Genomic DNA, 15,396 nt, shown 5'->3' on the forward strand with positions numbered 1-15,396 from the left:
TCTCCTTGGCCAACAGCAGGCTGCCCCACACTGATATAATAAGGGCCTTTGGAGTAAAACCATCATGAAAATGTTAATTCTTGCCACCTTGCTGCTCAGTTTGCTCGTCGGCTGCGGCCAAATTGGGCCGCTGCGACCCGCCGAGCCCAATCCGCCGGCGGCTGAGTCTGCAAAGTGAAAGGCTTTGAGCGACACGAGCAGACGCTTTTGTGCGAGAAGGTCGCATTAGACGAACTGGCGCGCCAGTTCGGAACGCCGCTGTACGTCTACTCCCGCGAGGCTATCGAACACGCCTATCTTGCCTATCAGGCAGCACTCGCAGGCCATGACCATCTTATTTGCTACGCCGTTAAGGCCAACTCGAACCTTGCAATTTTGCGCCTGTTATCCCAGCTGGGCGCGGGCTTTGATATTGTCTCTCTGGGCGAGTTAGAGCGCGTCATTGCGGCCGGGGGTGACCCAGCAAAAGTGGTATTTTCTGGAGTTTGCAAGACACCGGCAGCCATGAAGCGGGCTCTTGAAGTGGGCATTCATTGTTTTAATGTCGAGTCAGAGGCGGAGCTCGATATGCTGTCAGAGGTTGCTCAAGCCAGCAGCCTCACAGCCCCCATATCCCTTCGCGTAAACCCAGACGTAGATGCCCAAACACACCCCTACATTGCAACCGGGCTCAAAGATAATAAATTCGGTGTCGAGCTCGATAGCGCCCTGCGACTCTACAGAAAGGCCACTGCTTTGCCCGGTATTACCCCCATTGGCATTGATTGCCATATTGGCAGCCAAATATTGGATATTGCCCCATTTACCGAAGCCACAGGACACTTGATTCAACTGGTCGAAACCCTGCAATCTGAAGGTATTACGCTTCAACACATTGACCTAGGTGGGGGACTAGGCATTCAGTACGGGTCTGAGAATGTCCCCAAAATTAGCGATTACGTGGCCGCCCTAACAGAGGCGCTGGCAGACCATAACCTCACTTTAATTCTTGAGCCCGGACGCTCCATCGTTGCGCAAGCCGGCGTCTTACTGACCGAAGTAATGTATTTGAAGCCGACCCCCCACAAGAACTTTGCGCTCGTGGATGCTGCTATGAATGATTTACTGAGGCCCGCTCTCTATGGCGCGTCTCAGGATATCGTTCCGGTTATTGAGAATGGCCGCGATAAACAACGCTGGGATGTTGTGGGCCCAGTTTGCGAGACAGGAGATTTCCTTGGGAAAGACCGGACCCTTTCACTCGCTCAGGGTGACCTGCTCGCTGTAATGAGCGCCGGGGCTTATGGCTTTGTTATGGCCTCTAATTACAATACGCGACCGCGCTCCGCTGAAGTCATGGTGGACGGCGGCAAGGCGCACCTTATCCGGGAGCGTGAAGCGCTTGAAACGCTTTGGGCCGATGAGCATCTGCTTCCCGAGGCCAAGCCATGAAAGTCCGTTTTACAAAGATGCATGGCGCTGGCAATGACTTCGTTGTTATCGACAACCTGCGGCAAAATCTGCAGCTTTCTTCCGCTCAAATTCGTCGTCTTGCCAATCGCCAGCGGGGGATTGGCTGCGATCAGGTGCTCATTGTCGCCCCTCCCGATAGCCCGGATGCTGATTTTCGATATCACATTTTTAATGCCGATGGCTCTGAGGCTGGACAGTGCGGCAATGGCGCTCGATGTTTTGCTCGGTTTGTAAAAGAGCAGCGCTTGTCTGGGAAATCCCAGCTATCCGTGCAAACACCCAACGGTCTTATGCAACTGGAAACAAGCCCGGATGGCCGGATAAGCGCTGAAATGGGCACCCCCATATTTTCACCCAAGGCCGTGCCCTTTACCGCCGAACAGGAGCAACTCGAGTACACAGTGACTGTACTGGGGGAAAGCGTGAAGCTAGGGGTCCTGTCCATGGGCAACCCACATGCCGTTGTGACGGTTGAAGATATTCACAAAGCGCCGGTGGCCAGCCTAGGCGCCGCTATTGAGAAGCACCCCCAATTCACCAACCGCGTGAATGTGGGTTTTATGCAGGTGGTCTCTAAAGACGAAATAAAGCTGCGAGTGTTTGAGCGCGGCGCAGGCGAAACCCTTGCCTGCGGCACCGGTGCCTGCGCTGCAGTTGTTCACGGTATTCGTAAAAGCCTGCTTAACAACGCCGTGACAGTGCACCTGCCCGGCGGTAAGCTCTCAGTAGTGTGGGAAGGCGATGACACTGCTGCCTGGCTGAGCGGGCCCACAGCCTCGGTATTCGAGGGCACCATTAATCTACACAACCGCTAACAGCGGCGCAGAGACAGGATTTCCATGACGGGTGAAACTATTTCCAAATCTTCCGCAGAATTGCCACAAGAATCTGTCAGTGCTGATGACGTTGAGTCATTTCTTATGCGCCATCCAGATTTTTTTGAGGATCGCAAAGAGCTGTTGGAAGCCCTAGAAATTCCTCATGGCGGCGCGGGATCAGTTTCGCTTGTTGAAAGACAGGTCACGGTACTTCGGGAGCGCAATATCGCAATGCGCAGCCATCTCGCCGAGCTGACGCACAATGCGGAAACCAGTGAAGCAATACTTGAAGCTTCACAGCGAATGATATTAGCGGTTCTGCAATCGTCCAACGTGACCGACCTTGGAGCCACCATAGAAGCCGGGTTAACGGATTTCTTTGGCGTGGAGTATGCGTCCCATGTCTGGCTGAGTCCCGCCGCAGAGAGTTTAGGCGATGTCGTCGCCTGCGAAACAGATCGTCAAACCACCATTGAGACTTTACTACGCCGTCAGCGTGCTTATTGCGGTGTTTTTCGTGCTGATGAGATGTCTGCCATGTTCCCCGGTTGCGCTACTGAGGGTTCAGCCGCCATTGCACCACTGCACATCAACGAAGCTTTAATTGGTGCCATTGGCGTGGGTTCAAGTGATGTCCACCGGTATGACAGCAGCGTGGGCACGCTGTTCTTGGAGCATTTGGCACAAATCATCCTGCACCTACCTTGGATAAAGCAAAAATCCCTCACGTGAGTGACGCCTTAACCACTGCCTGCGATGTTTTTCTCGTTTATCAACGCGACATCCGACAGGTATCTCAGCATACCCTTGAGGGTTATGGGCGAGACATCCGACGATTTATCAGCTTTTGTGCCTCAAGAGATACCCAAGATATTGCGGCTGTTAGAGACGCGGATGTCAGAGGTTGGGTCGCACAATTACATCGGCAAGGCCTTGCAGCGACCAGCATTCAGCGAGCGCTCTCCTCAGTGCGGGCCTTGTATCGCTTTCACTCAGAGCGCAACCCCTCCATCGGCAACCCCGCGCTAGGTATTCAAGCGCCTAAACAGCGTCGTAATCTGCCAAAGACTTTGGACGCAGATAGCGTGAACCATCTTTTTCAATGGCGACCGGAAACCACTCTCGACTTTAGAGATCTGGCGATAGCAGAACTTTTATATTCCTCAGGATTACGACTCTCCGAGTTGGTATCCGCCAACATAAACGACGTGGATTTCAATGAGCGGATCATGACCGTCACAGGCAAAGGCCGTAAAACTCGAACCTTACCTGTAGGAGCGCCCGCCCTTAAGGCCATAAAACACTGGCTGTCTCTTCGCCCCTTGGGCAACGAGGAGGTTCAGCACACCTCACCATTATTTGTCTCCACTCGAGGCCAACGTATTAGCCCGCGCAGTGTTCAGCTGCGACTCCAACGTATGGCTCGATTTAGCGCACTTCCAGGAAAACTCCACCCCCACATGCTGCGACACTCATTCGCCAGTCACATGCTAGAGTCCAGCGGTGATTTAAGGGCGGTACAGGAGTTACTAGGGCACTCTGATATCAGCACGACACAAATTTATACCCACCTGGACTTTCAGCATTTATCCAAGGTTTACGACGCTGCGCACCCCCGAGCCCGACGTAAAAACAAGCCATGATTAAAGTCATTACCTTTGATTTAGACGATACGCTCTGGGACGTGCGGCCCGCGCTCATCAAAGCTGAAGCCGCACAAAATTCGTGGCTTAAAGCCCACTATCCGCAGGTATTGGAAGCTTTGGGGTCAGAGGATCTCAAACGCGTACGCCAGCACGTGCTTGCCAAAAACCCTCAACTGGCTCACCAGATAAGTGCGTTTAGGCAGGCTGTGCTACAGCAATCATTGGAGGAATCGGGTATTGCACCAGCGGAGGCCCAATGGGCGGCCGAAGAGGCTTTTGCAGCCTTCATTGCCCGGCGTCATGACGTGGCACTTTATCCGGAATCAGAGCCTCTTCTGGAGGAGCTGTCACGGGACTACACCCTGGGGGCTCTGACCAACGGCAATGCGGATGTGACAAAAACGCCACTGGGTAGATTCTTCGATTTTGCCCTGAAAGCAGAAGAAGTAGGCGCCGCCAAACCCGAGCCCGCACTTTTTAACCATGCCTTACAACGTGTTGGCGGCAAAGCCAGCGCCTTGATTCATATTGGTGACAGCCACGATCACGATGTCATTGGAGCGTATCGAGCGGGTATTCGCTCAGTCTGGTTCACTCAAGAGGGCCTCAGTAGCGAGTATGCTGATCACATTATCTCGTGCCTAACAGAGCTACCGAACCTGCTGCAGCGCTTGCAAACAGCGACCGATTCGTAACACACAGAGATTAAATGGCTTCGGTACCTGTCTCTCCCGTGCGAATGCGAATCACCTGATCGAGTTCTGAGACAAATATCTTACCGTCGCCGATTTTACCTGTACCTGCAGCAGAAATGATGGCCTCGACAACACCGTCGACCTGATCACCTGCGCAAGCGACTTCGAGCTTGAGCTTGGGTAAAAAATCAACAACGTATTCAGCACCACGATAAAGCTCGGTGTGGCCGCGCTGGCGTCCAAACCCTTTGACTTCAGTCACCGTCACGCCTTGAACACCCACATCGGAAAGTGCTGCACGTACGTCGTCCATCTTGAATGGTTTAATAATCGCGGTAACGAGTTTCATGAATGCCTACTACCTTTAGGTTGCCTGTCCCCACATTATGATCGGCTCGTGGAATTTGGCAATGCCGAGAGCGCATTCCGCTCTTTTTTCCGGGGCACAATCCACAAAAAAGGGGCCCGAAGGGCCCCAAACATCCACCCGTTGTTAGGTATCAACGGGCTGAGGTGAACTCCGGATAGGCTTCCATACCACATTCCGCAATATCTGAACCTTCGTACTCTTCCTCCTCAGAGACGCGTAGACCCAGAACCGCTTTGATAATTCCAAAAGTGATCAATGAGGCGGCAAACACCCAGCCAAAGATAGTCAGGGCACCTATGATTTGACCCGAAAATGCTGCCCCATCATTGGTTACGGGCACCAGCAGCAGACCCAGCAAGCCAACAACGCCGTGCACCGAGATGGCACCCACAGGATCATCGATTTTAAGTTTGTCGAGGGTGATAATAGAGAAGACTACGAGCACACCGCCCAAGCCACCAAAGAGCGTAGCTTGCAGCGCCGAGGGGGTGTCAGGACCCGCTGTTATCGCCACTAATCCCGCAAGACAGCCGTTGAGTGCCATCGTCAGATCGGCTTTCCCAAACATTAGCTTAGCCGTGACCAGTGCCGCTAGACAGCCACCTGCCGCCGCCGCGTTGGTGTTCATAAACACGACTGCAACCGAGTTAGCTGCGTCAACAGATGCCGTTGCCAGCACTGAGCCGCCATTAAAGCCAAACCAGCCTAACCACAAGATAAAGGTGCCGAGGGTTGCCAGTGGCAGATTGGCGCCCGGGAATGCATTGACCTCTCCGTTGGCTCCATATTTGCCCTTGCGGGGCCCCACGAGAATCACCCCTGCCAAAGCAGCGGCAGCTCCCGCCATGTGCACGATACCCGATCCGGCAAAGTCCAAAAATCCGAGGTCTCCCAAGGTGTATGCGCCGAATACCGCATTACCACCCCAAGTCCAGCTGCCCTCCAAAGGATAAATGACGCCCGTCATCACTACGGCAAAAGCCAGGAATGAAAACAGCTTCATGCGCTCTGCAACCGCACCTGAGACAATGGACATAGCCGTAGCGACAAACACAACTTGAAAGAAGAAGTCAGCCGACGGTGCGTAGGATGCCGGCTCTTCAGCACCGCTGACACCGTTCCCCGTTATTCCACTGAGCAAATAATCCCCACCGTACATGACCGCGTAGCCGCAAACCATATACATGGTGCAAGCAACCGCGAACAATGCGACGTTCTTAGTCAGTATCTCGACGGTGTTTTTGCCCCTGACAAGTCCAGCTTCGAGCATGGCGAAACCCGCCGCCATCCACATCACCAAAGCGCCACACACCAAGAAATAAAAGGTGTCCAGCGCGTACTGCAACTGAAAAATTTCGTTCTCCATGATTGATTCCTGTTCCCGATGGGTTAAATGGCGGCTTCGCCGGTCTCGCCGGTGCGAATGCGGATGATTTGGTCGATAGCGGTCACAAAAATCTTCCCGTCACCGATCTTCCCGGTATGTGACGCAGTGGTAATCGCCTCAATAACCGCGTCGGTCTGCTCGGTTGTGACGGCGGCCTCAATCTTGACTTTGGGCAGGAAGTCGACAACGTACTCCGCGCCTCGATACAGCTCGGTGTGGCCCTTCTGGCGTCCGAAGCCCTTCACTTCGGTAACCGTGATGCCCTGAATTCCAATGTGAGAAAGGGCTTCCCGAACATCGTCTAGCTTAAAAGGCTTGATGATCGCAGTGATTAACTTCATGCAAACCTCCCTTCATTGATGCCGACGAGCGACGTGGTGACCGCAGTTGAACGAAATGGCATGGCAACTCCTTATCAGTGAAAGTTTTCCTAGTGCCCAATTTCATGGTGGTGCACCAGCTGTGTTCCCTGCCTTTGCGAGTGCTGTACCAAAAACATTAAATCTAGCTGATTCAATGGCTTATAATTTTCGAGGAACATAATGAGCGCAAAATCGAAGATCAAAAGTGCACCATCGCAGTGCAGCGCTGCCCCGCCAATGGGCGAAATAGGCTGTTTACGATGTGGGGGAATGCACAATCCTGAGTTACATTGGCGATCACTGAGAATACGGGGGCTCAATTGGCCATGCACAACGATGACAAAAACACCGATGACACGGAGGGCGGCCAGCGTCGCTCACCCGCTGATTTGTTTGAGCGACTGTTGGGCCGTGACAATCCAGTGATCGAACAGCTCGATAAGAACGCTAAGTTATTAGCGCAATCAGCATTATCAAAACTTGATGTCGTTCCGCGGTCTGAATTCGATGCCCAAGCAGCCGTCCTGCAGAGAACGCGGCAGCGCATCGAAGAACTCGAAAACAAGCTTGAGACCCTTACCCAGCAGCTCGACACACTTGAACAGGGACGTAATAGCCCATAGACCGTCAGCGCTGAGAGCACGCACCGCGCGCAAAGTCACGCTGCAGCAAGGACTGTTTGCAGCCGCTCAAATCAAGGATGATTTATGGGCCACGCCACCGTCTTATCTCGAGCTGGGATCGGACTCAACGCGCCACTTGTCGCTGTTGAAGCCCATCTGAGCAACGGCCTACCCGCTTTTTCGATCGTTGGTTTACCCGAGAGTTCAGTCAGAGAATCTCGGGAAAGGGTTCGCAGTGCCCTTATTTGTTCGCACTTCAAATGGCCAGACCGTAGGATTACAGTAAGTTTGGCGCCGGCGGAATTACCAAAAAGTGGCGGCCGCTTTGACCTCCCCATTGCTCTGGCAATTTTAGTGGCCTCGGAACAACTAGCTGGCAGCGCCGTAGCGAATCGTGAGTTTTTCGGCGAGCTGGGGCTCGACGGGTCTCTGCGGCACTGCCGAGGCCTACTCGCTGCGGTGCATGCCGCGACGTTAGCCCGCCACGCTGTCATTGTGCCCGATGAACAGGCAGAGAAAATGGCCAAGGTACCGGCTAGTCAGGTTACCGGCGCCAGCGACCTGTTAAGTGTCTGCGGCTTACTCAAGTCTAAAAGGCTCGGGGTCGTCACCGTCAAAACCAACCCGTCATCAACTCTGCAGCACACCGAGACGCCGCAGATCACCGGTCAAGAGGTTGCCAAACGTGCCTTAGAGATTGCCGCAGCGGGCGGTCACCACTTACTTATGATCGGACCACCCGGCGCGGGCAAAACGCTGCTCGCGGCTAGCTTACCGCCACTTCTAGAGGCGCTGAGTCCCAGCGACGAACTGGAGCTGTCACTCATCAGAGACCTGCTAGGGCTCGAGCCCTCTGTGGAACGCCCCTTCAGGGCACCTCACCACAATACAACCGCCGCAGGGCTGATCGGTGGTGGCGCCAGTGCCACACCAGGAGAGGTATCCCTCGCTCACGGCGGTGTTTTGTTTTTGGACGAACTGGCCGAGTTTCGCAGTCAAGTATTAGACCTTCTTCGACAACCCCTGGAATCCGGGCGCATTTCACTCAGCAGAGCAAAAGGAACTTACCACTACCCGGCGCGGTTTCAGTTAGTGGCTGCCATGAACCCCTGCCCCTGCGGTTTCGCAGGCATTGAAAACGAAAATTGCCGGTGTAAACCCGATGCTGTCGATCGTTATCAAGGGCGTATCTCCGGCCCCCTTTTAGACCGCATCGACCTACACGTTTGCTTAGAACGGCAGCCCGCCGCCAAGCTTTTGCATTGCGATGCCGCGAACCCTGATGCTCTAGGGCGCCTGAGTACCTTAAATTTAGCGAGAAAAAGACAGCGCAAACGCCAGAAATGCCTCAACGCTGATCTCAGCAACACCCAGTTACTGAAGGTCTGTCCTATGGAGTCGCCGGTTCGGCGTTGGTTTGAGGAGGCCTGTGACCGGCTGCGCTTTTCGGGACGCGGAATTCACAAAACACTGAGGATAGCCCGCACCGTGGCCGACCTCGCACAGGAGTCTGCACTGAGTGAGGTCGTGTTACTCGAGGCTATGGGCTATCGGTCGAGACTACAGCCTTGACGCTACTGGCTGTTATTGACCATGTAGTCAACGGCGGCGTAAATCTCGTCATCGGAGCAGTTGCTGCAACCACCTCTGGCGATCATCCCTGTGCCTGCGACGCCATTGACACCGCTGGCGTAGAGCGCATCCATGCCTTTCTCCATGCGAGTTGCCCATGCTCCGGCATCGCCCACCATGGGTGCTCCTGCGGCTCCCGTAGAGTGACAAGCCATACATGCGCCGTTGTAGACCTCTTCACCGGATCGAGCGACTGCCACCGAAGATTCTACAGCGCCACTCCCGCAGCTCTCGTCCCCAGCAACACAAGCATGGCTGAAGGGCTGAATGCGGGCCTCAATTTCGGCACGCTGAGATTTGGACAGGTCGGCCGCCACGGCAATTGCGGGTAGCAGAACGATAAAAAGGGCAAGTAGACGCATGTTAGGTATCTCCTGTGGGAACGCCACCGATCATTGAGGCGCGGAGTATAACCACTTGTGACCCCGCATAAAACTCAAAGGCGACGACCGGGCTTTGAATTTGCTAGATTAAGCGCCCCCACCAACCCTAGGACTCTTCTCAATGAAGCTTTATACCTTCGACTCAGCACCCAACCCCGCTCGACTTAAAATGTTCATTGATTACAAGGGCATCACTGTTGATACCGTACAAATTGACATGGCAAAGGCCGCCCAGCTAGATAAGGGCTATACCGACATTGTTCCTGAAGCCACCTTACCGACCCTAGTTCTTGACGATGGCACCCGCCTTACCGAAGTTATCGCCATTGCACACTATCTCGAGGCAATACACCCCGAGCGTCCGCTATTGGGGACAACGCCATCAGAACGCGCGTTTATTCTCAATTGGAATCATCGCATTTTTAACACCTTGTTCATGGCTTGTGCCGAGGCCTTCCGCAATGGTCATCCGGCTTATGCAGGTCGTGCCCTGCCAGGCCCACAAAATTTTGAACAGATACCGGCACTGGCCGAAAGGGGCAAAGATCGATTGATGACGGGTCTAGAAATGATCAATAGCGAACTCAGTCACCGTCCTTTTATTGCAGGGCAGCAACTGTCTTTTGCCGACATAGACCTACTCGCTGTTTTAACGTTCGCTAAATGGGCGGCGAAAACAGAGCCCCGAGACGATATGACAGATCTTCATGCATGGCGACAGCGCGCCAGCGAGGCACTTCAAGCTGACGCCTGACCGAATTAACGGCCCACAGTGACGCCAGAAATGTTCAAGGAAAGTTCTGTAAAGCAGCGTTGCTTGGTCGAGCTGTGGAGAGGCTGTCGGAGAGTACTGACCGTCGGATGGCTAATCGGCTTCATCGTCGGGTGCTCTCCCCCGGCACAAGGGCCTGATCAACTGCAGGATTATCGCCAGCGTCTGGCAAGAACGCTGGCGACTGCGGTGCCAGATGACGCTTCGGTTTTGATCCCGCCGAGAATTCAAGATGCCGACATACCGCCTCTGGATATTCCCGCAAGCCAGCTCAAACTGCTCGACTTTTTAGCACTCTCGGACTGTGCGCTGCAGGTCAACATTGGGCGTCGCAACAGCAGCTTAGGGCGAAATGCCGCGCCATCACAAAAGCTGCTTTTGGACCTAGAATTCTTGGCAATGGCACCGGCTTGCGTCAAAACACTCGAGCTCCAATCAGAAACCCGCTTGGTCGACGCGTTAACGGCTGCCATCGCTACAAAAACCCAATATCTGCCGCATCGCATTTTCAATGCGGTGCTGGCAGGACCCGAGTACCGCCAGTTTTGGCAGCTCCCCCGCGGGCTGGATCAATATCCATCAGCCGTGGGGGGGGATGTTTTGGATGCCCTGCACTGGTTCGAGTACGCCACGACACAGTGGCTGGCGGGCAACTTTCAGTTCCAAGCTGACCAACTAGAGCAGCGGCTTTACCATCTCCGCGCGGGTGATGGTGGGGCATTGCTACTCGCCGCAGTCACCCAAGCTCGCTCGCTGCAACAGGCTACCCAGCTGCTAGAATCGCGGGCTGCCGCGGGACCACTTTGCCCTAACGGCAGATCATCAACGTCTGCTCGAACGTTAGAGACTGTCGTGGTTAAATATTTCGCTACTGGCGTACAGATTTGGCTTGCAGACTTAAACCGACGAGAACGGCAGCTGTTACCGCCTATCGAAAACCTAGAAACTCAGCTTGCCCCAGTGTTACCCGAGCACTACCGCCAATGGTCCGCTAAACGTAAAACCGTGCTGATGCTTCTGCGCGATACGCCCCGAGAACACATAACCGCGCTGCAACACCTGGCAGCATCCTGTTCAGAATCTGTATTAACACCACCTACTCAGAGCTGATCTCTCTGCTACACTTTACCTTCGTTTTGAGGAGAATCATCATGTCACGAACACGCTTAATTACCGTCGTCAGCTTACTTTTGGCACTGCTGGCCGCCTGTGCATCTGCTCCACCCAAGCCTTCGGTCGACTTCGATGTCGAGCATGACTTCTCTCAGGATAAAAATATCGGCTTTTATGCCCTCAGTGGCGGCGTCACCGGCAGTAACCCCATGCAGATGACCGACTTCCAGAAAGACCGCATCAAAGAAGCGCTGGGTAACGCTCTGGAGGGTAAGGGTTATAACTTAGTGGACAGTGCGACAGATGCTGATTTGTTAATTAGCTGGCACCTCAATACCGTCGAAAAACAAGACGTTCGAACCACGTCATCACCCAGCTATGGCATGGGTGTGGGTTACAGCCGATACAATCGCTACGCCATGTACAACTGCTACAACTGCATGAGCAGTACAGACGTAAAAGTCACGGACTACACCCAAGGCACTTTCATTATCGATATGGTTGATCCCGTAAAAAATCGCTCGGTCTGGCGCAGCGTCACTCAATCCAAAATGAAGGGCGAAATGGTCAAAGACCAGACCACCATCGACAGTGCAGCACGTTTGGTCCTTGCCGAGTTTCCGATGGCCCCCTAGAGGCCACTGATCGCGCCGATATCGAGCGAGCAGTTTTGGGGTGGCCCGTGCTTTATGCCGGGCCTCTCAAGCAGGCGCCATCATATCGACGCGGAACCCCCTCACCGCTGCGGGGGAACATGGTTAGGGGTAACCCGTTCGGGTAGCTCCCAAGTACTCCCCACATAACATAGGATAGTAGGTGCAACCTAGAGCCCCTCTGGGTGCGCTGCCATTTGAGCGCAAGCATTACCTATTCGAAGGTTATCGGGCTCGCCAAGAATGTTGGGAGAAATTTGTGAAACTCATCCGTAAACCGCAGCTGCCTAGCCCCTGCCCCCTTCCTCACAGAAACCACAGAGAAGTTTGCATAGGCTTGGTTCAATGCCGCTGGCAGGAAGATCCGCAGCGCCATCGGGAAGCATTGAGTCACGGTGTCGCCACCGCCGCGAGTGCCGGCGCGGCGATTGTTTTTCTGCCGGAACTCACGTTATCGCGCTATCCAGCAGACACACTGCCCTCGGGGCCAGCTAATAGCACCGCCGAGGTATTACAGGGCGGGCCGACGCACCAGTTTGCCGCGCAGTTGGCTCGAGACAATGATGTAATGGTGCATTGTTCGATCTTTGAGCACACCGACGCGGCGGATCATCGTGGCTTTAACACGGCTATGGTTGTGGACACCTCGGGAGAGATCGTAGCTCAAACCAGAAAGCTACATATCCCGGTAACCACGGGGTATTACGAAGACCACTATTTTACGCCGGGCCCCGCTGAAAACCCCTACCCAGTGCACTCACTTTCCCTAGACAGTGGCGACATGGCTGTCGGCCTGCCCACCTGCTGGGACGAGTGGTTTCCCGAAGTGCCGCGCTGCTATGCCCTGGGCGGTGCTGAATTACTGTGCTACCCCACCGCTATTGGTTCAGAACCCGATTACCCAAGCTTCGATACCGAGCCTTTACTGCGACAGGTTGTCGTTGGCCACGCTATCGCTAACGGATTGTTTATTGTCATACCCAATCGCTTTGGATCAGAAGGCACACTAGAATTTTACGGCTCCAGCTTCATCGTCGACCCCTTGGGGCGCGTGTTAGCGCAAGCCCCAAAAGATGAAGAGGCCGTTCTGGTTGCTGATATTGATCTAGGGCTACGAGAAGACTGGCTAACGCTCTTTCCCTTCTTTGGAACACGCCGGCCAGATACCTACAGCGCACTCACTGAGGCGCTGAAAAATCCACGCCAGCCTTCTGGGATGGGACTCCACGGAGGCATCCCCGGACTAAGGTCATGACCTGCCTCATGCCGCCTGAATGGGCACCTCACAGCGCCACTTGGATGGCCTTTCCCGCTGGCGCCTACCCGGAAGCCCATGCCACAGACGACGACGTATGGCGGGCTTGGGCCAACGTCGCCAATGTCATCGTTGACCATGAGCCGGTCAACATGTTGTGCCATCCGGAACAGTTACCCACCGCGAGGCGTCTATTGAGTTCGGCGGTTACGCTGCATCAATTTCCCATTGCGGATGCCTGGCTGCGGGATACAGGCCCAACTTTTGTAGTGGCAGATAATGCGTTGAAAGCTGTGGATTGGCGCTTCAATGGCTGGGGCGACAACACCGCTTTTGCTTGGGGTGAGGACGCGAAAATTGCAGCTCACATCGCTGATTTACTGGATATTGAGAGCATTTCATCGCAACTCACCAATGAAGGTGGGGGACTTCATGTAAATGGTGATGGCGTGGTATTGCTCACCGATACGGTCCAGCTGGACCCTGGTCGCAACCCCGACTGGACCCGGCTGCAGGTTGAAGATGAGGTGCACAAACTGTTGGGCACCGATCGCGCTGTCTGGCTACCCCATGGGTTATGGCGGGATTATGCGGCCCACGGTACCCGAGGCCATGTCGATATTGTGGCCTGCTTCAACGAGTCTGGCTCAGTCCTTTTGCACCGCCAGCAAGATGGCAGTCACCCCGACTGTGAACGCTACGAGTTGCATCGTGAGGTGCTAGAGCAAGCTAACCTGACGTACACCGATATTGTGGCGCCCAAAACACTCGAGGATCGCTTTGGCTGGGTGGATTACAGCTACATCAATCACTACGTACTTAACGGAGCGGTAATCGTGCCGGCATTTTCTGACCCCCATGACGGTCTTGCGTGCGAACAGCTCGCAGAAGCTTGGCCCGAGCGCGATATACGAATAGTTGACGCACGGGTTATTTTTGCTATGGGTGGTGGGATACACTGCATCACCCAACAGCAACCACGAATCTGATGTTTACTTACATAAATCCCGATGTCCGCAAAAAGCTGATCGCCCGCAATAAACTCGTCAGAATCGATGAGGAGGGTCGTCAAATCGACTCAGTAGGTGCCTCCCCCCCCGGGCAGCGCAGCTTAAACCTGTTGGGGCCCGTGCCCCTACCCCTCGCGCGCGGTGAGAAACAGCCCATGGCCGATTGGTACGCTACCGTGCGTAGCACCGAATTGTCCGAGGTCGAGGGACTGGCATCCACGCTTAGAGAACAGGGCGGACAGCATTTGTTTTCTCAACTCGCCTCGAGCATGGCGGTCAACAGCGTTCTGGTCATTGGAGATGCCGAAACCTCCGAGTCACCCCTTGTCAGGGTGCATTCCAACTGCCTGACAGGGGATGTTTTTGGCTCAAGGCGCTGCGAGTGTGGGCCCCAACTGGAGGCCGCGATCGATCGCTTGGCGGAGGAGCCCGGCGGCGGCTATCTCATCTACATGGCCGGTCATGAGGGCCGTGGCATTGGGCTTTGGGCGAAGGCCGCTACCTACCTGTTGCAAGACGAGGGCGAGGACACTTATCAGGCCAACCGGTCACTGGGACTGCCCGACGACTCCCGTGACTTCAGCGACGCCGCCACGCTGCTGAAGTATTTCGGTCGTGGTCGACCGCTGCGTTTGCTGACCAACAATCCCAAAAAAGTCGAAGACCTTGTTGCTAATGGACTAACCAATATAGCGCGCGTCAAACACGTCACCGGTGTCGATGACCACAACCTGCGCTACCTGCAGGCTAAACGGGCTTGGGGCCATTCGATTGATGAGGACGACTTGAGCAGCTAGAGCTCCCTCCGTTTCAGTTTAACCATTCGGGGAGTGGTGCATCACCCAAGGAAATTTCCAGCGTATTGGCTGCGGCTGGGTGGCTGTGGCCCACCATTTCATCATAGGCGCTTCGCTGACGCAGCAGGATCTCACACCCCGCAACGGTCTTGAGGACCCGCTTCATCTCCAGCAAATTATGGCGCTTCAATATTTTGCGTTCATCCTCTGCAATAACCCGCTCTTCCCCGTTAATTCGTGCGTGGGCGATGTACAGGCTGAGATCAACCGACTCTACAACGAGTTGTTCAATATGCTCGGTCTGCTTTTTTAGTTCCTTCAACGTGATTTTCACAATACGGCCCCGCTCTAGTATGTCCTCTGGACCCTACGACAGCGCGGCCGTTTCAGCCCGCTGCCGTTCGCTATTTGTCCAGCGCCATTTATTA

At 54.6% G+C, this 15,396-nt stretch carries 19 protein-coding genes; 14 read left to right on the forward strand and 5 right to left on the reverse strand.

Features of this window, described 5'->3' with window-relative positions:
* The first annotated feature begins 64 nt into the window (after positions 1-64).
* From ACMAZB_RS13410 to ACMAZB_RS13435, 6 genes are read left to right on the forward strand one after another with little or no spacing between them, the layout of a single operon-like run.
* Positions 65-178, forward strand: a complete 114-nt coding sequence (locus ACMAZB_RS13410; RefSeq protein ID WP_435212629.1) for a lipoprotein — start codon at positions 65-67, stop codon at positions 176-178.
* On the forward strand, positions 175-1,431 hold the full coding sequence (gene lysA / locus ACMAZB_RS13415) for a diaminopimelate decarboxylase (protein WP_435217860.1): 1,257 nt from the start codon (positions 175-177) through the stop codon (positions 1,429-1,431). The genes ACMAZB_RS13410 and lysA overlap by 4 nt, the downstream gene beginning before the upstream one ends.
* Complete coding sequence (gene dapF, locus ACMAZB_RS13420) at positions 1,428-2,267, forward strand: diaminopimelate epimerase (RefSeq protein WP_435212633.1); 840 nt, start codon at positions 1,428-1,430, stop codon at positions 2,265-2,267. The genes lysA and dapF overlap by 4 nt, the downstream gene beginning before the upstream one ends.
* 24 nt (positions 2,268-2,291) lie before the next feature.
* A complete protein-coding gene (locus tag ACMAZB_RS13425) occupies positions 2,292-3,002 on the forward strand; it encodes a DUF484 family protein (RefSeq protein ID WP_435212635.1) in 711 nt (236 codons plus the stop codon).
* The gene (xerC, locus tag ACMAZB_RS13430; protein WP_435212637.1) at positions 2,999-3,913 is read left to right on the forward strand and encodes a tyrosine recombinase XerC; all 915 of its coding nucleotides are present in this window, start codon (positions 2,999-3,001) and stop codon (positions 3,911-3,913) included. Before ACMAZB_RS13425 ends, xerC begins: the two co-directional genes overlap by 4 nt.
* A complete protein-coding gene (locus ACMAZB_RS13435; protein WP_435217862.1) occupies positions 3,910-4,611 on the forward strand; it encodes an HAD family hydrolase in 702 nt (233 codons plus the stop codon). Before xerC ends, ACMAZB_RS13435 begins: the two co-directional genes overlap by 4 nt.
* A 10-nt stretch (positions 4,612-4,621) precedes the next feature.
* Here ACMAZB_RS13435 and ACMAZB_RS13440 read toward each other — a convergent pair whose 3' ends face one another.
* The 3 genes from ACMAZB_RS13440 to glnK form a co-directional block, all read right to left on the reverse strand.
* Positions 4,622-4,960 (reverse strand): P-II family nitrogen regulator, encoded by a 339-nt coding sequence (locus tag ACMAZB_RS13440; protein ID WP_435212641.1) that lies wholly within the window; start codon positions 4,958-4,960, stop codon positions 4,622-4,624.
* A 151-nt stretch (positions 4,961-5,111) separates the two neighbouring features.
* Complete coding sequence (locus ACMAZB_RS13445; protein WP_435217864.1) at positions 5,112-6,347, reverse strand: ammonium transporter; 1,236 nt, start codon at positions 6,345-6,347, stop codon at positions 5,112-5,114.
* Positions 6,348-6,370: 23 nt separating this feature from the next.
* Positions 6,371-6,709, reverse strand: coding sequence for a P-II family nitrogen regulator (gene glnK / locus ACMAZB_RS13450; protein WP_435212645.1), 339 nt, complete (start codon positions 6,707-6,709; stop codon positions 6,371-6,373).
* A gap of 311 nt (positions 6,710-7,020) precedes the next feature.
* Here glnK and ACMAZB_RS13455 point away from each other — a divergent pair, with 311 nt between their 5' ends.
* Together ACMAZB_RS13455 and ACMAZB_RS13460 are read left to right on the forward strand one after the other, a co-directional pair.
* Positions 7,021-7,353: an accessory factor UbiK family protein gene (locus ACMAZB_RS13455; protein ID WP_435217866.1), complete on the forward strand. Its 333-nt coding sequence runs from the start codon at positions 7,021-7,023 to the stop codon at positions 7,351-7,353.
* Positions 7,354-7,437: 84 nt separating this feature from the next.
* Positions 7,438-8,925, forward strand: a complete 1,488-nt coding sequence (locus tag ACMAZB_RS13460) for a YifB family Mg chelatase-like AAA ATPase (protein WP_435212649.1) — start codon at positions 7,438-7,440, stop codon at positions 8,923-8,925.
* 2 nt (positions 8,926-8,927) lie between these two features.
* On the opposite strand, the gene ACMAZB_RS13465 is transcribed toward ACMAZB_RS13460, so the two are convergent.
* Entirely contained in the window at positions 8,928-9,347 is a 420-nt protein-coding gene (locus ACMAZB_RS13465; protein WP_435212651.1) for a c-type cytochrome, read from the reverse strand.
* Positions 9,348-9,489: 142 nt separating this feature from the next.
* Here ACMAZB_RS13465 and ACMAZB_RS13470 point away from each other — a divergent pair, with 142 nt between their 5' ends.
* The 6 genes from ACMAZB_RS13470 (at position 9,490) to ACMAZB_RS13495 (ending at position 14,968) form a co-directional block, all read left to right on the forward strand.
* Positions 9,490-10,122, forward strand: coding sequence for a glutathione S-transferase family protein (locus ACMAZB_RS13470; RefSeq protein ID WP_435212653.1), 633 nt, complete (start codon positions 9,490-9,492; stop codon positions 10,120-10,122).
* Positions 10,123-10,152: 30 nt separating this feature from the next.
* A complete protein-coding gene (locus tag ACMAZB_RS13475) occupies positions 10,153-11,250 on the forward strand; it encodes a DUF3080 family protein (protein WP_435217868.1) in 1,098 nt (365 codons plus the stop codon).
* A 41-nt stretch (positions 11,251-11,291) separates the two neighbouring features.
* Positions 11,292-11,888, forward strand: coding sequence for a DUF4136 domain-containing protein (locus ACMAZB_RS13480; protein WP_435217870.1), 597 nt, complete (start codon positions 11,292-11,294; stop codon positions 11,886-11,888).
* A 277-nt stretch (positions 11,889-12,165) separates the two neighbouring features.
* Positions 12,166-13,161, forward strand: coding sequence for a nitrilase-related carbon-nitrogen hydrolase (locus tag ACMAZB_RS13485; RefSeq protein ID WP_435217872.1), 996 nt, complete (start codon positions 12,166-12,168; stop codon positions 13,159-13,161).
* Positions 13,158-14,150, forward strand: coding sequence for an agmatine deiminase family protein (locus ACMAZB_RS13490; RefSeq protein WP_435217874.1), 993 nt, complete (start codon positions 13,158-13,160; stop codon positions 14,148-14,150). Before ACMAZB_RS13485 ends, ACMAZB_RS13490 begins: the two co-directional genes overlap by 4 nt.
* Positions 14,150-14,968, forward strand: a complete 819-nt coding sequence (locus ACMAZB_RS13495; protein ID WP_435217876.1) for a GTP cyclohydrolase II — start codon at positions 14,150-14,152, stop codon at positions 14,966-14,968. The genes ACMAZB_RS13490 and ACMAZB_RS13495 overlap by 1 nt, the downstream gene beginning before the upstream one ends.
* 13 nt (positions 14,969-14,981) lie before the next feature.
* On the opposite strand, the gene ACMAZB_RS13500 is transcribed toward ACMAZB_RS13495, so the two are convergent.
* Positions 14,982-15,302 (reverse strand): DUF6482 family protein, encoded by a 321-nt coding sequence (locus tag ACMAZB_RS13500; RefSeq protein WP_435212665.1) that lies wholly within the window; start codon positions 15,300-15,302, stop codon positions 14,982-14,984.
* Between the last annotated feature and the right edge of the window lie 94 nt (positions 15,303-15,396).

This window comes from Luminiphilus sp. nBUS_07, assembly GCF_051201685.1.
Taxonomy (GTDB): Bacteria; Pseudomonadota; Gammaproteobacteria; order Pseudomonadales; family Halieaceae; genus Luminiphilus.